Source organism: uncultured Gemella sp. (genome assembly GCF_963537375.1).
Lineage (GTDB): Bacteria > Bacillota > Bacilli > Staphylococcales > Gemellaceae > Gemella.
Map to the genome: position 1 here is coordinate 48,217 of NZ_CAUTDQ010000003.1, position 18,910 is coordinate 67,126.

Here is an 18,910-nt window from a genome sequence, read left to right on the forward strand (position 1 = left end):
AAAGAAGAAATTAGATGAATACAAACTACGAAAATTTATATGAGGAAATTTTTCAAAAAATTAAAGAAAATGATAAGATTATAATTCATAGACATGAAAGACCAGATCCAGACGCATACGGTTCTCAAGGGGCAATGTATCAAATTATTAAGGAAAACTTTCCAGAAAAAACTCTAATAACTGTAGGTAAGGATTCTCCTTCATTGGACTTCTTGTTCAAAAATTCAGAAGTAACAGAAGAAGACTATAAAGATGCTTTAGTTATTGTAACAGATACGGCTAATTTTCCTAGAATTGATGGGAAACTATTTACTAAAAATAACTTTTTAATTAAAATTGATCATCACCCACCATTAGATAATTATGGAAGTATTAATTTAGTTGATACAGAGGTTTCATCTTGTAGTGAATTAATATATAATTTTTATACATATTTAAACGGAAAATATAATGTAAAATTGAATGATGAAGCGGCAAAACTACTTTATCTTGGTATCGTGGGAGATACTGGTAGATTTCTATTCCCGAATACTTCAAATAATACTCTAAAAGTTGCATCAGAACTTATAAAGTATGATTTCAATATGAGTGCATTATTAGATAAAATGGAAATTATCAGTGAGAATATTATGAGATTTAGAGCGTTCATTTTTGAAAATTATGATGTTTATCAAGATGGAGTTGCGTATTTAAAAATTACAAAAGAAGATATGGATAAATACGGTGTTGATCCGGGAGAAGTTTCAACAGGAGTAAACTTACTTAGAAGCTTAAAAGGTCTATATGCATGGTGCTTTGCAATAGATGAGGGGAATAAAGTACGTGTTCGACTTCGTTCTAAAGGCCCAGTTATAAATACACTAGCAGAAAAATATGCTGGTGGTGGTCATCCATTAGCAAGTGGTGCAACAGTTAAAAACTGGGAAGAATTAGATGATCTATTAGATGATATGGCAAGAGTAGTTAGAGATTACCTTGTTGAGAATGATATTAAATTGGAAAATTAGTGGAATATTTTCAGAATTTTCAAAGGATAATTTCAAAAATTACACTTGACACTATAAAAGTATAATGGTATACTTAATAGAAATTAATAAAAACCAATACTCGTATAAGTAATATATGTAATATTTAAAGAGAGTACCGTAAGCTGAAAAGGTATAATATGAAATATGTGAAAATGGTTCGAGTGGTTAATAAGGTAAACGTAATTGTAAACTTTGTTCGGCGATCCACGTTATAGGATAGACTATGTTAGTAGTTATAATAAGTAAAATATAAGGTGGTACCGCGTATAACGCCCTTATTCCTAGATGGAGTAAGGGTGTTTTTTATTTTTTAAAAAGAGAAAGGAGCTAGACATGATTGAATTAAAAAAAGTAAATAAGATTTATAATAATAAAGTTCATGCGCTAAAAGATATTAATTTAAAAGTTGAAAAAGGTGATATTTACGGTATAATTGGTTATTCTGGTGCTGGAAAAAGTACGTTAGTAAGGCTGTTAAACGGACTTGAAGTGGCAACAGATGGAGAGGTAATTATTGATGGTGATGACTTCAATAAAATAACTGAAGAACAACGTAGATTAAAACGTCAAAAAATCGGAATGATTTTCCAACACTTTAATCTATTATGGAGTAGAACGGTTTCTGAAAATATTGCATTCCCATTAGAAATTTTAGGGAAATCAAAAACTGAAATTAAAGAAAGAGTAGAGGAATTGGCTAAGTTAGTTGGATTAGAAGATAGATTAAATGCCTATCCTTCTCAATTATCAGGTGGTCAAAAACAAAGGGTAGGTATTGCACGTGCATTAGCGGGTAATCCTTCAATCTTACTTTGTGATGAAGCGACAAGTGCACTTGACCCTGAAACAACTGCCGAGGTATTAAATCTAATTAAAGAAATTCACAGCAAAACTAACATAACTGTTGTCCTAATTACTCATGAAATGAATGTAATTAAAACTATTTGTACAAAAGTTGCTGTTATAGATGGTGGTACAATTGCTGAAAATGGTCTTGTTTCTGAAGTGTTTTATCACCCGACACAAGAAGTTACGAAGAAATTCTTAGCTCAAACTTCATTTGCTTCGGAGTTTGAAGAGAGAGAAAACATCGAAGAGTGGAAGAAAGTATTCACAGACGGTATTATTATTAAATTTACCTTTGACAATAATACTTCGAAAAAACCTATTCTTAGTACATTAATAAAAGAAATTGATTTTGATTTTAATATTATTAATGGTCACATTGATAAGACAGCAAATGCAAATATAGGTACGCTGTTCGTTCAATTAATTGGTTCGAAAGAAAATACAGATAAAGTAATAGCTAGATTAAATGAACTAGGTATTTTAACGGAGGTGTTATAATGTTTGATTTTTCAAGAGTTAATTGGGATAAAGTACAAGACAAAACAATTGAAACACTTATTATGACTTTTGAGTCATTAATCGTAGTATTCATCATCGGTTTATTTTTAGGATTACTGTTATACTTAACATCTAATAGTAAGAGTACGTTTGGACGTGGATTTTACACAGTTGTTACAGCAATTGTTAATATTTTTAGAGCGATTCCGTTTATTATCTTAATTGTATTATTAATTCCTTTCACTAAGGCTTTAATTGGTACGATTATCGGTGTTCAAGCGGCAATTCCAGCACTTATTATTTCAGCTGCACCATTCTACGCTCGTTTAGTAGAAATCGGATTACGTGAAGTGGATAAAGGTGTAATTGAAGCAGCTCGAGCAATGGGAGCTAAAAAAACTACTATTATTTTGAAAGTTTTAATTCCTGAGAGTTTACCAGCAATAATTTCAGGATTAACTGTTACAGCGATAGCATTAGTTGGATCAACAGCGATGGCAGGAGTTATTGGTGCTGGTGGACTAGGTAACTTAGCTTATTTAGATGGTTTCCAACGAAATAACAGTACTTTAACATTTGTTGCGACAGTGTTAATATTAATAATAGTATTTGCTCTTCAAATTCTTGGTGATACTATTGTTAAGAAAGTAGATAAAAGATAAAAGAATAAATTTCACAATAGAAGTGAGGTGTCCCCCTCTTACTGGATAAATTATTATCTAGTAAGAGGGGAATTTTGTTTATTAAATTATAAATATAGGAGTTAAGAAATTGTCAATTAATGATGTATTTCTGTATGATTAGTTATTTTAAAAGTATATATTTAGAGGTTAAATATACTTAGGGGATTTTAAAAGTGTTTTTTATAAAAAATTATTGTAATTTTTTTTTTGATTATATATTTGTTTGTATTTTTATTGTTTAATTTAATTAATTAGAATGCAATAATTTTCAGTAATTATGAAGATTCATTTTCATGTTTTCATCTATGAAAATATGAAAATATTCTATGATAAATCTATGTAAAAGAAAAGGTTTTCTTGATTTTTTTCTCTTTTTGTAATAAACTAAAGTTACATCCAAAAAACAGTTATATAACAAGGTCGACCTGTAATATTTTTTAATAAAGAAAGAGGTACAATATTATGCAAACAATATCTAACTCCCCTACTCGAAAGCAAGGGATTATCATGTTTTCGATTCTTATTACAGCTTATGTAGTATTTGCAACTAACTGGGTGGCGGGTTCTACTTTATCAAAACAGATTACAGACTATTATTTTAATGGTGAGAAGGTATCTCCCATAATATCTGAGGTTGTAAACTATACTATTACTATTTCAAGAATTGTTGCTAATTTATTAGCTGCATTTATTTTAATAAAACTACATCCTAAAAAGGCTGCTTTAATCGCATTATTTTGCTTATGTTTTTCATTTTTCGCAATATTTACACATAGTTATTGGTTATATACAATATCAAGAATGATAATGGGATTTGGTGGCTCTATGATAATTGTTTTTATTAACTCATTTGTCGCAAAATTCATTCCTAATGATAAAAAAATTATTACGAGTACAATTATTACAGCATCTTATAATATTGGAGCTGCTTTAGTTGCGATACTATTCCTATTATTTAAAAAATACTTTATCGTAGACTGGAGATATACAATGATAGGATTTAGTATTTTTAGTATAATACTACTTGTATTTTGGTTGTTATTATCTCGAGACTTTGAACCAACAATTACATGGAAACACCCAAATCATTTTGTGTATGAATCTCTAATGAGATCAAAAGAAGCTATACATCAAGTTGAAGAGAAAAAATACACTTATGCTGATGGTTTTAAAGATAGATTTATTTATGTATTCTCGTTAGGATTTGGTGGCTTTTTATTCTTATATGTTATGCCACTTGTATCTTTACCTAGAGTAATAGCAGAACATGCGAACAATACTCATTTTAAACCAGAAGTAATGATATTAACTGTTACAATAGGAGGATTGTTTGGAACGCTTTTTAGTCTGCTAGTTACAAGACGATTAGATTTTCGAAGAAAACCATTTTTAATGATTCATGGAGTATTAATGATAGGATTTATGGCGATTGGACTTCTATGTGTTTCTAGAAGTGCTATCATCTCATATATAATGTTTGCAATATCAGGTTTCTTCATGTATTCTCAGTATCCAATATACTTAAACATACCGTACGAACTACCTAAGATGAATTCGCAAAGATTAACTATAATGTTCGGAATATTTTGGGCTTTTGGATATGCAATTTACACTTTATTTAATTTTACGTGGAGTATTGTATTAAATCATATGGGGTATAAATCATCTTTAATATTCTACTTATTAGGAAGTGTAATTTATATAGTATTTGTCTCTGAGTTTCCTGAAACAAGACCTAAGACAAGTAATATTAAACTAAAAGTTTTTGGTATTAATTTTGTTATCTAAATAATACTAAAATATAAAATTTGAAAATAAATATTTGTAATGGGGATGACCAAACAAAATCATTTTTTCTGAAGTTATGATTTTATTGAGTCATTCCCATTATTTTTATTCTATTTCTATAAAATAAAATATTAATTATAGAATTGGAAAATTTGAAAATATTAATGTTTTACGAATAATTAGCATCAAAATAGGTTAAAAAAACTTGAAAATGTGGTAAAATAGTAAAGACTGTATAAAACAATAGAAATTTAAAAAAATAAAAAGATAAGGAGTTAAATTTATGGTTATTCAATGGTTCCCGGGTCATATGGCCAAGGCAACAAGAGAAGTGAAAGAGAAACTGAAACTAGTAGATATAGTTTTTGAGTTAGTAGATGCACGCTGTCCGCTTTCTTCACATAATATGTACCTAGATGAAGTTGTTAAAGATAAAAAGAAGATAATTATATTTAATAAAATTGACTTATGTGACAGAGCTGAAACAGCAAAATGGAAAAATTACTTTGAGAATAAAGGATATACTGTAGTATATACTGATGCAAAAAATAGTAATAACTTAAATAAAGTAATCGATAAAGCAAAAGAAGAATTAGCAGAAAAAATAGCTCGCCAAGTTGCAAAAGGAATTAAACCTAGAGCAATTAGATCAATGGTAATAGGTGTTCCTAACGTAGGGAAATCAACGTTTATAAATAAACTGATTAAGAAAAATGTAGCTAACACTGCAAATAAACCTGGTGTTACTAAAAAACAACAATGGCTAAAATTAAACAAAGATATAGAACTATTAGATACTCCAGGAATACTTATGCCAAAGTTTGACAATCAAGAAATTGGTAAAAAATTAAGTCTAATTGGTTCTATAAAGGATGATATTACTCCACTTGATGATGTTAGTTTATATTTAATCGAGCTTTTAAAGGAAAATTATTTAGAGAATCTAAATAATTTGTATAAGATAAATGTTAATAGTGATGATGAAAATGTATTTATTATGGAAAAAGTAGCCGAAAAAAGATTTAAAAAAATTGGTGGAGACTATGATTACGATTCAACAATTAAACTATTAATTCAAGATTTTAGAACACAAAAGTTTGGGCTTATTACGTTAGATAATTATAATGATTTATTAGAAAATGAGGAACAAAATGAAAATTAGTGAGGTAAAAGAACTCTTAAACCAAGAAGTCATTTCCGAGGAAATATTAAATGAACTAAAAAAAGATGAAAGATCGGGAGTTCAAAAACTGCTACTAAGTTATGCTAAGAAGCAAGAGAAAAAACTTTTTTATAAAAAAGAGTATGAAAAAAAATCATTTTACGAAAATAAATGTTATAATAATGGATGTAAGTATATTTGTGGAATAGATGAAGTAGGTAGAGGACCGCTCGCTGGACCAGTAGTTGCTGCCGCGGTAATTCTAAAAAAAGACAGCTATTTCGAAGGATTAAATGATTCAAAGAAATTATCTGAGAAGAAACGTGAAGCACTATACGAACAGATAAAAAATGAAGCTGTTGCTTATGCTATTTGTGAAGTTGATAATATTGAAATTGAAAAATATAATATTTACAATGCCGCGCGTATAGCGATGCAAAGAGCAGTTGAAAAGTTAGAAGTTAAACCAGACTTCTTACTTATAGATGCTATGCCATTTGAAAATTATCCTATACCTAATTTTAGTATGGTAAAAGGTGATGAGAAGAGTGTATCTATTGCAGCAGCATCAGTAATAGCGAAAGTTTATCGTGATAATTTAATGAAAGAATATGCAAAAAAGTATCCAAACTACGATTTTGAAAATAATGCAGGGTACGGAACTAAGAAACATTTAGAAGGCCTAAAAGAGTATGGTGTTACACCAATTCATAGAAGAGACTTCGAACCAATAAAATCAATGTTACAAGGAGGAAAAAATGAGTAATAACGGAATAAGTATTGCTAAAAATTTACAAAAGAACAATAGCCTGAAAAATAATAATCAAGCGTCTAAGAAAAATAATACTAGACCTAAAAATTCAAAAAAAGTTGTGGCTAAAGAGCAACAAAATAACTCAAAACAAGTAGTACAGAAAATTAATAATGTAAATAAAGCTAAATCTCAACAAAACAAATCTAAAAAGTTAGCTAAAATTCGCATTACTCCATTAGGTGGGGTAGAAGAAGTAGCTAAAAATATGTATATGGTAGAAATCGGTGACGAAATTTATGTTCTTGATGCAGGTTTAATGTTCCCTGAAACAGAAATGATCGGTATTGATGCTGTTATACCTGATATTAGTTACTTAGTTAGAAATAAACAAAAAATTAAAGGGATATTTTTATCAAATGGACATGTAAGTTCAATGGGGGCAGTTCCTTATATTATCGATAAACTAAAATGTCCTGTTTATGGTTCTAAGTTAACAATTGATTTATTAAAAAATCACCTTAAACAATTAGGAATAAAAAGAAGAATTAAGTTTTACTATGTAAAAGATAATAATAAATATGATTTTAATAATGCTAGTGTTACATTCTTCAAGACAACATATTCAATGCCTGATTCTTTAGGTATTTGTATTGAAACTAGTCAAGGAAATATCGTTTATACTGGTGAGTTTAAATTTGACCAATCAGTAAGTAAAGAATATAAATCTGATATCGTAAAAATTAGTACACTAGGTCAAAAAGGTGTTCTTGCTTTACTAAGTGATTCAAGTAATGCTAATGTTAAGGGATATAATGTTCCTGAAAATGAAGCTGCTGAGCAAATTGATAATGCATTTTATCAAGCTAATAAACGTATTATTGTAACATGCTATGCTTCTAACTTTTTAACAATATCTCATATTGTTAGAGCAGCACTGGCTCAAAATAGAAAAATTTTACTTTTAGGTCAAGCTATTGAAGCATCTATCAATACTGCAAGAAATATGAATTACTTACAAATTGAAGATAGTAACTTAATTTCAATTGAAGAATTAAAAGACTATCCACAAAATGAAGTATGTATTCTTTCATCTGGAGATCAAGGAGAGCCAATCGAAGCGATGAAAAATATCGCTGAGAAAAAAGTTAATGGAATTCAGATTGAATCTGGAGATACGATTATGGTTGCTGCGACACCATCTCCAAATATGGAAGTAATGTTATTCCAAACATTAAACCTATTAGTTAAACTTGGAGCAAATGTTGTTACAGCTTCTAAACGTCTACACGCTGCAAGCCATGCAACAAAAGAAGAACTAAAAATGATGTTAAACATGCTTATGCCTAAGCATTTTATTCCAGTTCAAGGGGAATTTAGAAACCTTCGCAAACATGCAGAAATTGCTGCAGAAACTGGTGTAGCTGGAGAGAACATTCACATCTTATCTAAAGGGACAACTTTGGAAATCAATGGAAGTAAGTCTAAAACTTTACAAAATAATATTCCAGTAGGGAACATATTAGTCGATGGTCGCGGAATTGGTGATGTAGAAGATAGTGTTCTAAAAGATAGAAAATTACTTTCTAACGATGGAATTTTCGTAGCTTCATATGCAATTAGTAAAAAAGAGAAAACTTTAGTAGGTAAACCAGTTATTCAAACAAAAGGTTTCGTCTATGTTAAGAAAAGTATGGAACTGATTAAAGAAGCGGAAGAAAAAGTAATCGAGTACTTAGAAAATAATCCAATTAAGAGTATCAGAGAATGTGCAGCTGTTAAGGCTGAGATAAGAAGTATGTTATCTAGCTTACTATATGACAATACTAAGAGAAAACCAATAATAATAATTAACTTTTCATTAGTTTAATAATGAAAACATAACGGGAAATTAAAATAGGGTGGGATCAATTAATGTTTTGAAATTAAATTGACAGAAACCCTATTGTTCCCGTTTTTAGTCTATTAAAAGGGGTGAAAAAATGTCTAAAGTTATTGCTCATATTGATATGAATTGCTTTTATGCAAGTGTAGAAGAAAAATATAATCCTGAATTGAAAGGGAAACCTTTAGCAATAGCAGGAGAAGTGAAAACTAGACATGGAATAATTGTAACCTCTAATTATGAAGCGAGGAAATTAGGGATAAAGACAACTATGCGTGTAGGAGACGCCAGAAAGATTTACCCTAACATAAAAATACTTCGACCTGATATGCAGAAATATCAGCAAGAATCAAAGATGATTTTTGATTTAGTACGAGAATATACAGATAAGATTGAGATAGTCTCGGTTGATGAAGCATATATAGATTTAAGTGATTTTCATGAACCGATAAAGGTAATAGCTATAATACAAAGAAGAATATATAAACAATTAGGTATGCCTTCATCGGTAGGAGTATCTTTTAATAAATTTTTCGCGAAGATGGGTTCGAATTTGAAAAAACCTTTAGGATTTTCTATTATAAATAAAAAAAATTACAAAGATATCCTTTGGAATTTGGATATTGGTGAAATGCACGGTTGTGGGAAAGCATCTACAAAAAAACTTAAGAATATTGGAATTAATACTATTGGTGATGTTGCTGAAGCGAATGAGGTGATTCTACATAGTCTATTAGGTGTTCAAGGTTTAAGACTAAAGAATAGGGCTAATGGGGAAGGTAGCGATGAGCTAAAATATACAGTAGATAGAAAATCAATTGGGAATTCAAAAACATTTACAAATGATTTAATAGATGAAGATGATATTTTAAGAGAAGTTAAGAAATTAAGTGAGAAAGTAAGTTCAAGAGTTCAATCACGTAACTATGTAGGAAATAATATTTCAATCATGGTAAGATTTAGTGATTTTAAAACTATTACTAGATCTAAAAAGATTCCAGAATTTATATCTGGTACAAATGAAATTTTTAATTATGCATGGGAGCTTTTACTGGAACACTATGATTTTTCACGTGGCGTTAGATTACTAGGGGTTTCACTAAATGATATTAAAAAGTCAAAAGAACTTAAGGTGCAACTAGATATTTTTGATAAAAAAGATTACAAAGAAGAAGAAAGACTAAGAAAGATTTCTAAAATGTTAAAAGCTGAATTTGGCGACAATATAATAACTGACTTTGAAAATATAGGAAAAAAAGAGAAAACTGTTATTACTACGAGTTTTAGTAAAGATTTTCTCGATTAACAAAAAGGAGAAATGATGTTAGCAATTAATAGAAGATTAAAATTAGTAGCTGAATATGTTGAGAATAGAAGATTAGCAGATATTGGTAGTGATCATGCATATCTACCTATTTATTTAGCAAAAAATAATAAAATTGATTTTGCAGTAGCCGGAGAAATAGTTGAAGGACCGCACAAAGTATCAATAAAAAATGTTCAAGAAGAAAACCTTGTAGGGGTTATTGATTGTCGTAAAGCTGCAGGTCTAGATGCTATTGAATTAAGTGATAATATTGAAGTAATAACAATCTGTGGTATGGGTGGTAAGTTAATTGCTGATATTTTAGAAAAAGGAAAAGATAAATTAGCAAATAAACCAAATCTAGTATTACAACCTAATGTTGGTGAAAATTTCGTTAGGGAAAAATTACAAGAATTAGGATATGAAATAACTGCAGAAAATATTATCGAAGAAGATGGTCATATTTATGAAATTATAGTAGCAAAACCAGGAGTTATGAATTTATCAGAAGATGAAATAAACTTTGGAAAATATTTGTTAGTAGAAAAGAATGAGCTGTTTGTAAAAAAACAAAAATTAGAGCTGTCTAAAATTGAGTATATTTTAAATCAACTTGAAAAAGCAACAGAAATTCAAGAAAATAAAGTGGAAGAATTTAAAAATAAATATAAAAAAATATTAGAAATTATTTCATAATAACTTAGTTAAGAGGAGGGAAGGTATGTTACAGTCTTTATGTGATGAAAAAGAAGCTAAAATGTTATTGAATTTTAGTATGAAAATAGCTAAAAGCATGTTGGCATATGGAGCTGAAGTATATAGAGTTGAAGATACTGTAAATAGAATTTATAGATCGTTCGACAATATAAAAGCTGCAAATAGTCTAGTGACATATAACTTTGTAATTGTTTCTTTTGTTTATGATGATAATACTTATACTGCGATGAGAAGAGTTGTATTAGGGGATCGTGATTTAGAAAAAATTGCTCTATTAAATGATATCTCAAGAAAAATGGTAATGGGTGGCTGTACTCTAGATTATGCCTTCAAAAAGATGAAAGAAATAAAAGCTAGAAAAAGATATTCAAATACTTCTGTGATTATTGCTTTAACCTTATCAGGTCCTTTTTTTGCAATAATGTTTGGAGGAACGTTTAAGGATAGTTTATACGCATTCTTTATCATGGCAATAGAAGCTATGTTCTTGACTTTAACTGCGAAATATAAACTTACATCTTTTGTGAGTAATTTTTTAGGAGCATTTATAGCTACCATTTTGGTAATGGTGTTAAATAAGTTTTTCTTAATATATAATCCTTTTAGTATTATTATTGCGGGATTAATGCCGCTTGTTCCTGGAGTGCAAGTTACAAATGCTGTACGTGATTTTATGGCTGGTGATTATTTATCAGGGATGATTGGAATACAGGCAGCAATCTTTGTATCTACAGCTATTGCACTCGGTGTGGTTATGGGATTAAAATTGGTGTAAGGAGAAATTTATGGAGAATAATGTTTTTATACAATTTATTGCAGGTTTTGTAGTTAGTGTAGCATTTGCAATTTTCTTTAATGCGCCGAGAAAATCATTGTTTACTTGTGGACTGATTGGAGCTATTGGTTGGTTAATTCAAGTGGTAGTTAACTTGTTATTAGCAGATGTTGTTGTGAGTAGTTTTTTAGGTGCTGTTTGTGTTGGTATATTATCAACAAATGCATCTAAGCTTTTAAAGCTACCGGCTACTATATTTATTTATACAGGGATGGTGCCATTGGTGCCAGGATATGGTATGTATAATACAATGCAAAATATAGTAACAAAGAATTATGGTGTAGCTTCAAAGGTAGGGATGGAAACACTCCTTCAGGCTGGAGCAATAGCAATGGGGATACTACTAGCATCTGTATTTTCTTCTTCAATTCAGAGGGTGAAAATACAAAGAAAACGTTAAAAGTGATATAATAAAAGAAAGATTTTATAAAAGGAGATTATTATGGAATATATTTTATACTTTGCAGAAACTTGTCCAGATACTACGCCATTTAAAGAAAAACTAGCAGAATTAGGAATTACTTATAAAGAAGTAGAAGTTATGTCTTCATTAAAAAACTTTAAAGAGTTTTTATTTGTAAGAGACACATACACTCAGTTTGAAGGAATAAGAGGAAATATGAAGATTGGTATTCCTTGTTTAGTTATTAGTGAAAGTGAATGTATCTTAGAATTAAGTGAATTAACTAAGTTAAAATAATAAATGTTAGAAAAACTCCAAAATAGTATTTTTTAAGTAGTATTATATTAAAAAATTATAATTCTACTAGATGAATTACTAATTTGGAGTTTATTTTAGAATTTTTATTAATCCCTTGCTTTTTATATTTAAATTTGATATAATTAAAAAATGCTAGGTGGGGAGTTAGCGGTGCCCTGTACTTGCAATCCGCTTTAGCAAGACCGAATACCGAGATGCGGGTAGAATAGGGAATGTCGAGTTTAACACGTAATGTTGAGACTAAGGCACCTTACGACGCAATACTTATGAACCATGTCAGGTCCGGAAGGAAGCAGCATTAAGTAAGTCTATTGTGGGTGTGAGTTTTTGTCGAGGTTGAGTTGGCGATTAGACTAACGGTTTTTTAATCTATTCAAGTCTCGGTTGCATATAGTATAAATCGATGATATCTGAAAGTAAATTCGCTTTTGGATTTTTTTTGTGTAAAAAAAGAAAAAATTTATAAAAATATATAAAGGAGAGAACATATGTATCAAGGAAAAAACTTTTCTGAAAGAGCAAGTATTTTTATTAAATTACTATTGCCTGTTTTAGTTTATCAAGTAATTTCATATTCATCTGGTATGATTGGAACGTTTATGGCGGGACACTATAGTCCTACAGATTTAGCTGGTGTGAGTATGGGTGTTAATATTTGGAATCCAATTATGTATACTTTAAATGCGATTGTTTTAGCGTTAATTCCGATAGTTTCACAATTGATTGGAAAAAATAAAGAAGAAGAGATACCTACAGTAGTTAGACAATTTCTGTACATAGCTGTAATTATTAGTATTGTCTTAATTGTTGGGTTAAATACTTTAGCAACACCAATAGTAGACCGATTAGGTATGGATAGTAATATTGCAAAAATAACTAAGAACTATCTGTTTTATGAAAGTTTTGGAGTGCTATCAATCTTCTTGTATGTAGTTTTACGTTCGTTTATAGATAGTTTAGGATTGACGAGATTATCGATGATAATGATGATAGTGTCTGTACCTGTAAATGTATTTTTCGCGTATAGTTTTATTTTTGGGAAGTTTGGTATGCCAGAGCTTGGTGGAGCTGGGAATGCAGTTGCTGTTTCAGTAACATATACAGTATTGTTTTTCATTGCATTATTTATAGTACTAACAAACCCTAAAATTAATAAGTATAAAATATTCGAAAAAGAAAAAATTAGATTTGAAAAATGGGGAGAAATCTTTAAACTAGGAGTTCCAATAGCACTAGCTACAGCGCTTGAGACGGTTGTCTTTTCAACGTTATCTTTAATGGTATCACGTTTTGATACGACAGTTATTGCTTCCCATCAAGCTGCGTTAAATTTCTCTGGATTTTTATATACTTTACCAGTTAGTGTTGCAAATGCTGCAACAATTATAATAGCATTTCATGTAGGAGCAAAAGACTATAAAATGGCAACAGAGTATACAAAACTAACGGTAATAATGGGAATGATACTATCAAGTATAGCAGGATTAATCGTACTATTGTTTGATACGAAGATTCCGTATTTATATACTAGCGATAGCGGAGTAATAACTTTAACAGCTGAGCTATTATTATTTGCAATTGGTTTTGCTATTTGTGATTCTTTTGCATCAGCACTAGCAGGAGTGCTTCGTGGATACAAAAAAGTTGTACCGATTTGTGTGGTAATGTTTATCGGTTATTATCTAGTAGGTATTCCTACGGCATATTATTTTGTTTTTAAACAAGGTATTGGTATAGAAGGTTTATGGATAGGTTGGATAATAGGACTTGCAGTATATGCTTTAGGTGTCTTATTCTACTATCTATACATGAGAAGAGGAATTAAGAAAAAAATAAAATTAGCTAAATAGTAAAAATTTTGTAGTAAATATAAATACTACAAAATTTTTTTATTTTACTTGTATAATCACTTGACTCTAATTTTAAAAAACTATATAATGTGATTATGAAGACTAGATTAAAAGGAGGAAAGAATTTGAACAAAGTATATCCAAAATGGTCTGAGTTACCAAATATTGATTTGTACTTAGATCAAGTATTATTATACGTTAATCGATTAGATAGTTCCTCAATTGTCGATGATGATAAAGGTTTAACTTCAGCGATGATAAATAATTATGTAAAAAATGGTCACCTAGATAAACCGATTAAGAAAAAATATAATCGAAAACAATTAGCAAGATTAATAGTAATTACATGTTTAAAAAATGTATTCTCAATACAAGAGATTAGTAAGACAATAAATAGCTTGACTTCAGAGGGAAGTTCTGAAGAGATGTATGATAATTTTGTTATGTGTATGAATGGCGAGAAGAGAGAGGGACTAGCAGAAGTAATAGTTGCAGCCTGTGATACTGTGAGATTATATAAAAAAACGCATGATCTAGTAGAAAAGTTAAAATAAAATACTTGGAGGTAAATTATGGGGTGGAAAATTGTAGTTGATACTGCTTGCGATTTTAGAGAAATTCCTAATAAAGCTGAGAATGTTGCTTATGAGAGAGTGCCATTTTCATTACAAATAGAAGATAAAGTTTATGTAGATACGTTAGATTTAAATATTGACGAAATGATGAGGGAAATATATGCTAGTTCAGAGCCAGCAAGATCAGCTTGTCCTAGTCCAGAGGCATATCTAGCTGCGTATAAAGGTGCTGATAATGTTATAGTTCTAACTCTTACTGGTGGAATGTCAGGAAGTTACAATAGTGCAGTAATCGGTGAGAAGATGTTGAGAGAAGAAAATGAGAATGCTAACATTCATATAATCAATACACTTTCTGCAGGTGGTCAAATTGATTTATTTCTTCTTAAGATAAATGAATTAATAAAAGAAGGATTATCTTTTGATGAACTTGTTTCAGAAATGACAAAATATCAAGAAAATACGAAATTAATTTTTTCTTTAGAAAAAGTGGATAATCTTGTTAAAAATGGACGTTTATCAAAATTGGCAGCTGCTGTAGTAGGGTTATTAAATATGCGTATGGTAGGAGAAGCGAGTAAAGAAGGAACTCTACATTTACTTCATAAAGTTCGTGGTGAGAAAAAGGCGATATCTACTGTAGTTGAAGAGATGATTAAAGCTGGATATAAAGGTGGAAGAGCCGTAATTACACATAGAAATAATGAAAATATTTGTAAAAAGATAGAAGAAAAACTAAAAGAAAAATTCTCGAATGTAGAATTTATTATAGTTCCTACATCTGGAATTTGTAGCTTTTATGGTGAAGAAGGCGGAATGCTTTTAGGATACGAAATATAATCTGTATTTTAGAATAGTATAAATAATATTAAAAGAGAAGAAGTGTATTATAAAAAAACACTTCTTCTCTTTTTGATAAATTTAACTAACTCTGTTTAGCTCTTTTTTTACGTTTTCGAAACTTCCCAATTAAAAAACCAGTCCCTTGACCACAAAGGCTGAAGAATATATACCCTAAACCATAGATAAGAATATCAAAGTTTAAAATGATTAAACATGATATTATATAAAAAATTCCTATAATAAATGAGAAAATATAGCTAAAGTCTTCTTTATTATATGCATATAGAAACGAAATTAGAAAACTAATAACAGGGTATAGGATAATTAATAATAAAATTATCATCCCAGATCTATTTGATATAAAATAAGAACACAGAGGGAGTATTATAAATAAAAAGAAAGAAAAAATTAAATATGGTACTTTTTCTAAAAATTTCTTCATCATCTGCCTCCTAATTATAGTGTTATTCTATCATATATTGGATTGAAAAACAATAAAGAAATAGTTATAATTGAAGCTATAAAATTGAAAACACTTTCTGAATGTGATATTATGAGGTTACTATAAAAGTGAGAGGGGATAATATAATGAAATTTTTTATAGATACAGCAAATGTCGAAGATATTAGAAATGCTAATGAATTAGGAGTAGTTAGTGGAGTTACTACAAATCCGTCATTAATCGCAAAAGAAGGACGCGATTTTAAAGAAGTTATTAAGGAAATTACTTCAATAGTAGACGGTCCTATTAGTGGAGAAGTAAAAGCGACTACTACTAATTGGAAGGATATGTTAGAAGAAGCAAGAGAAATTGCAAAAATTCATCCTAATATGGTTGTTAAGATTCCTATGACTGAAGATGGATTAAAAGCTGTAAATGTATTAAAAAAAGAGGGAATTAAAACAAATGTTACTCTAATCTTTAGTCCAACTCAAGCGTTATTAGCAGCTAGAGCTGGTGCAACATATGTTTCTCCATTTTTAGGTAGATTAGATGATATTTCTCATAATGGATTATTATTAATAGAAGAAATAGTGGAAATTTTCGCTAATAATGATATTGATACACAAATCATCGCAGCAAGTGTAAGAAATCCAATTCATGTTACTGAATGTGCTAAATTAGGATGTGATATTGCTACTGTTCCTTATTCTGTAATTAAACAAATGGTTAAACATCCATTAACTGATATTGGAATAGAAAAATTCAAACAAGATTACTATAAAGTATTCGGTGAGTAATCGATAGAAGCAGTTTACGTAATATAAAGTTATATTTCTTTAAAAAAATTTAAAAAATTTCCACTTTATACTAGAAATATTTATAAAGTAATGTTATAATATATTTTGTTGTATGAAAAAGTTGTTAAGATTAAATTTTATAGGAGGTTATATTAATGCGCGTAAATGTAACATTAGCTTGTACAGAATGTGGTGACAGAAACTACATTACTAAAAAGAACAAAAGAAATAATCCAGACCGTATTGAACTTAAAAAATACTGTCCAAGATTAAAAAAAGTGACTTTACACAGAGAAACTAAATAATAAAGTTAGAGAAGCCTTAAAGTATCAACGTTTAAGGCTTTTTGTTTTACTTTTTGACAATGTTTTGACTGTGTTTTGACTTTCCTCTGATAGTATAAAAGTATACTTGAATGCCATATATTGACCCACACTTGACCCACATATTGCAAATAAGGATAATGAAATTATCTAAATACAGTGTTATAATGTATTTGAGGTGAAGGATAATGAAAGAAACTATAGAGAAAATAAATAAATTTAGAGATGAGAGAAACTGGAGACAATTCCATAATGAAAAAGATTTGGCTATATCAATATCTTTAGAAGCTAGTGAATTATTGGAATTATTTCAATGGAAAACATCAGAGGTAACTGTATCAGAAAAATTACCAGAAATTAAAGAAGAATTAGCAGATGTTTTTATTTATGCTTTTATGCTTGCAGACAACTTAAATCTTGATGTAGAAAAAATTATTACAGATAAGTTAATTATTAATTCTAATAAGTATCCTATTAAAGAAAGTTTTGGATCGAATAAAAAGTATACAGAATTAAAAGGGGAATAGCTGTGTAATTTAATTTTATATAGAGTTTTGATTTACAATAAATTCAAGTAGGATAGGGAAGCATTATTCTAAGTATAGATTAATCATATTAAAAAGAAAAGGCTTGATATACATTATTATTTTCTGTATATCAAACCTTTTTATTCTGTGTATTATTTAGTTACTGGAACTTCAAAAGTGGCTTTTTCCATTGTTTTACCATCTTGATTGAATTGGCTAAAAGAAATTTTAATTTTGTCACTTTCCGTGCTTAAACCGTATCCCATAGCAGATTCTGAGATTGTACCAATTGGAGTAGGTTCTGGATATTTTGAAGAATTAACTGGATAAATTCTAGCTTCCTTTTCCGCTTCATCAACAACTGTTCTAGGTGTTAAAAATAGGTCTTGATATTCATTTTTAAAACCTAAGTTCTCATAAGTATATTTTATGATAACTACTTGTGCTATTTTTTCTTTGATATGTTTAGTTCTATCTTGAGTAGTTTTAACCTCTGTTATTTTTAATCTCCATTGACCATCTACAATCCATTCTTCATTAAGACCGTATACTTTATCTTTTGAGTTTTCATTTTTTGATGTTGTTGCTTTATTTTGGCTAATTAGATCGCTTTTAAATAATGAACACCCACTTAGAATTACAGAAACTGATAACAGGACTGTAAATAGTAATTTAGATTTCATATTTTCCTTCTCCTAATTTATAATGTTTAATTTTTATAAAATATCTTGAATTACCTCTATATAAAAAAATTATATAATACTAGAATAGGTTGGTCAATAAATGTTAATTACATTTTTAAATTTTACAGTAGGGATAAAATTTATAGTTTATTACAAAAATACCTTTACAAATTAAAGAAAAAATATTATACTATATACTATCAACTGAAAATATTGTTAATTTTCCTTTAGATGCTTCTTGTTTTCAAAATAATTCTTTAGTGAAGCTAACAAAATTAGAAATTTTTAAAAAAATAAAAAAAAAATTAAAAAAGTTGTTGACAAACTATAATATCTATTATATAATTAATACATAAGTTAATAACAAATATTCATGCGGGTGTAGTTTAGTGGTAAAACCTCAGTCTTCCAAACTGATGTTGTGAGTTCGATTCTCATCACCCGCTCCATTTTTTTATTTAGAGATTTTTCCACAGTAGCTCAGTTGGTAGTAGCATCTGACTGTTAATCAGAGGGTCGCAGGTTCGAGTCCTGCCTGTGGAGTAAAGTACGGCTGTGTATGCAGCCGTATATTTTTTTGTTTAAAATCTCGCTAAATATTATTATCAAAGGGAAAATTATGTTATAATAGTTCATGGTATATG

General features: G+C 29.2%; 19 protein-coding genes, 2 tRNA genes and 1 other RNA gene. 21 read left to right on the forward strand and 1 reads right to left on the reverse strand.

Annotated features, from left to right (window positions below; translation table 11 throughout):
• Positions 1–14 precede the first annotated feature (14 nt).
• The 19 genes from RYK99_RS01345 (at position 15) to RYK99_RS01435 (ending at position 17,583) form a co-directional block, all read left to right on the forward strand.
• Entirely contained in the window at positions 15–1,007 is a 993-nt protein-coding gene (locus RYK99_RS01345) for a bifunctional oligoribonuclease/PAP phosphatase NrnA (RefSeq protein ID WP_314989445.1), read from the forward strand.
• A gap of 354 nt (positions 1,008–1,361) precedes the next feature.
• Positions 1,362–2,375 carry an ATP-binding cassette domain-containing protein gene (locus tag RYK99_RS01350; RefSeq protein ID WP_314989447.1) on the forward strand — a complete coding sequence of 338 codons (1,014 nt, stop codon included), beginning with the start codon at positions 1,362–1,364 and terminating at the stop codon, positions 2,373–2,375.
• Positions 2,375–3,037, forward strand: a complete 663-nt coding sequence (locus RYK99_RS01355) for a methionine ABC transporter permease (protein ID WP_314989449.1) — start codon at positions 2,375–2,377, stop codon at positions 3,035–3,037. Before RYK99_RS01350 ends, RYK99_RS01355 begins: the two co-directional genes overlap by 1 nt.
• Before the next feature lie 483 nt (positions 3,038–3,520).
• Positions 3,521–4,846, forward strand: a complete 1,326-nt coding sequence (locus tag RYK99_RS01360) for an MFS transporter (RefSeq protein ID WP_314989451.1) — start codon at positions 3,521–3,523, stop codon at positions 4,844–4,846.
• Between the two features lie 283 nt (positions 4,847–5,129).
• Positions 5,130–6,008, forward strand: coding sequence for a ribosome biogenesis GTPase YlqF (gene ylqF, locus RYK99_RS01365; protein ID WP_271965400.1), 879 nt, complete (start codon positions 5,130–5,132; stop codon positions 6,006–6,008).
• A complete protein-coding gene (locus RYK99_RS01370; RefSeq protein ID WP_314989453.1) occupies positions 5,998–6,774 on the forward strand; it encodes a ribonuclease HII in 777 nt (258 codons plus the stop codon). Before ylqF ends, RYK99_RS01370 begins: the two co-directional genes overlap by 11 nt.
• Positions 6,767–8,629, forward strand: coding sequence for a ribonuclease J (locus RYK99_RS01375; protein ID WP_314989455.1), 1,863 nt, complete (start codon positions 6,767–6,769; stop codon positions 8,627–8,629). Before RYK99_RS01370 ends, RYK99_RS01375 begins: the two co-directional genes overlap by 8 nt.
• Positions 8,630–8,741: 112 nt before the next feature.
• Positions 8,742–9,950, forward strand: coding sequence for a DNA polymerase IV (locus RYK99_RS01380; RefSeq protein ID WP_314989456.1), 1,209 nt, complete (start codon positions 8,742–8,744; stop codon positions 9,948–9,950).
• Positions 9,951–9,965: 15 nt separating this feature from the next.
• On the forward strand, positions 9,966–10,646 hold the full coding sequence (locus tag RYK99_RS01385; protein ID WP_314989457.1) for a tRNA (adenine(22)-N(1))-methyltransferase TrmK: 681 nt from the start codon (positions 9,966–9,968) through the stop codon (positions 10,644–10,646).
• A gap of 25 nt (positions 10,647–10,671) precedes the next feature.
• Positions 10,672–11,442 carry a threonine/serine exporter family protein gene (locus RYK99_RS01390; RefSeq protein ID WP_314989459.1) on the forward strand — a complete coding sequence of 257 codons (771 nt, stop codon included), beginning with the start codon at positions 10,672–10,674 and terminating at the stop codon, positions 11,440–11,442.
• A gap of 10 nt (positions 11,443–11,452) precedes the next feature.
• Positions 11,453–11,902, forward strand: a complete 450-nt coding sequence (locus tag RYK99_RS01395) for a threonine/serine exporter family protein (protein WP_204641217.1) — start codon at positions 11,453–11,455, stop codon at positions 11,900–11,902.
• A 42-nt stretch (positions 11,903–11,944) separates the two neighbouring features.
• Positions 11,945–12,202, forward strand: a complete 258-nt coding sequence (locus tag RYK99_RS01400) for a hypothetical protein (RefSeq protein ID WP_314989461.1) — start codon at positions 11,945–11,947, stop codon at positions 12,200–12,202.
• Positions 12,203–12,350: 148 nt separating this feature from the next.
• Positions 12,351–12,615: signal recognition particle sRNA large type (gene ffs / locus RYK99_RS01405), an RNA gene on the forward strand.
• A 96-nt stretch (positions 12,616–12,711) separates the two neighbouring features.
• On the forward strand, positions 12,712–14,073 hold the full coding sequence (locus RYK99_RS01410) for an MATE family efflux transporter (protein ID WP_314989462.1): 1,362 nt from the start codon (positions 12,712–12,714) through the stop codon (positions 14,071–14,073).
• Positions 14,074–14,198: 125 nt separating this feature from the next.
• The gene (locus RYK99_RS01415; protein ID WP_314989464.1) at positions 14,199–14,627 is read left to right on the forward strand and encodes a DUF1836 domain-containing protein; all 429 of its coding nucleotides are present in this window, start codon (positions 14,199–14,201) and stop codon (positions 14,625–14,627) included.
• Positions 14,628–14,645: 18 nt separating this feature from the next.
• Entirely contained in the window at positions 14,646–15,488 is an 843-nt protein-coding gene (locus RYK99_RS01420; RefSeq protein ID WP_314989466.1) for a DegV family protein, read from the forward strand.
• 591 nt (positions 15,489–16,079) lie between these two features.
• Positions 16,080–16,733 (forward strand): fructose-6-phosphate aldolase, encoded by a 654-nt coding sequence (fsa, locus tag RYK99_RS01425; RefSeq protein WP_271965411.1) that lies wholly within the window; start codon positions 16,080–16,082, stop codon positions 16,731–16,733.
• 155 nt (positions 16,734–16,888) lie between these two features.
• A complete protein-coding gene (gene rpmG / locus RYK99_RS01430) occupies positions 16,889–17,038 on the forward strand; it encodes a 50S ribosomal protein L33 (protein ID WP_003145675.1) in 150 nt (49 codons plus the stop codon).
• A gap of 206 nt (positions 17,039–17,244) precedes the next feature.
• A complete protein-coding gene (locus tag RYK99_RS01435; RefSeq protein ID WP_314989470.1) occupies positions 17,245–17,583 on the forward strand; it encodes a nucleotide pyrophosphohydrolase in 339 nt (112 codons plus the stop codon).
• A gap of 152 nt (positions 17,584–17,735) precedes the next feature.
• Here the strand turns inward: RYK99_RS01435 and RYK99_RS01440 are convergent, their stop codons facing one another.
• Positions 17,736–18,266 (reverse strand): cell wall-binding protein, encoded by a 531-nt coding sequence (locus RYK99_RS01440; RefSeq protein ID WP_314989472.1) that lies wholly within the window; start codon positions 18,264–18,266, stop codon positions 17,736–17,738.
• A 375-nt stretch (positions 18,267–18,641) separates the two neighbouring features.
• Here RYK99_RS01440 and RYK99_RS01445 point away from each other — a divergent pair.
• Both RYK99_RS01445 and RYK99_RS01450 read left to right on the forward strand, forming a co-directional pair.
• Positions 18,642–18,715: transfer RNA gene (locus RYK99_RS01445), tRNA-Gly, on the forward strand.
• A gap of 20 nt (positions 18,716–18,735) precedes the next feature.
• A tRNA-Asn gene (locus RYK99_RS01450) sits at positions 18,736–18,809 on the forward strand.
• The last annotated feature ends 101 nt before the right edge of the window (positions 18,810–18,910 follow it).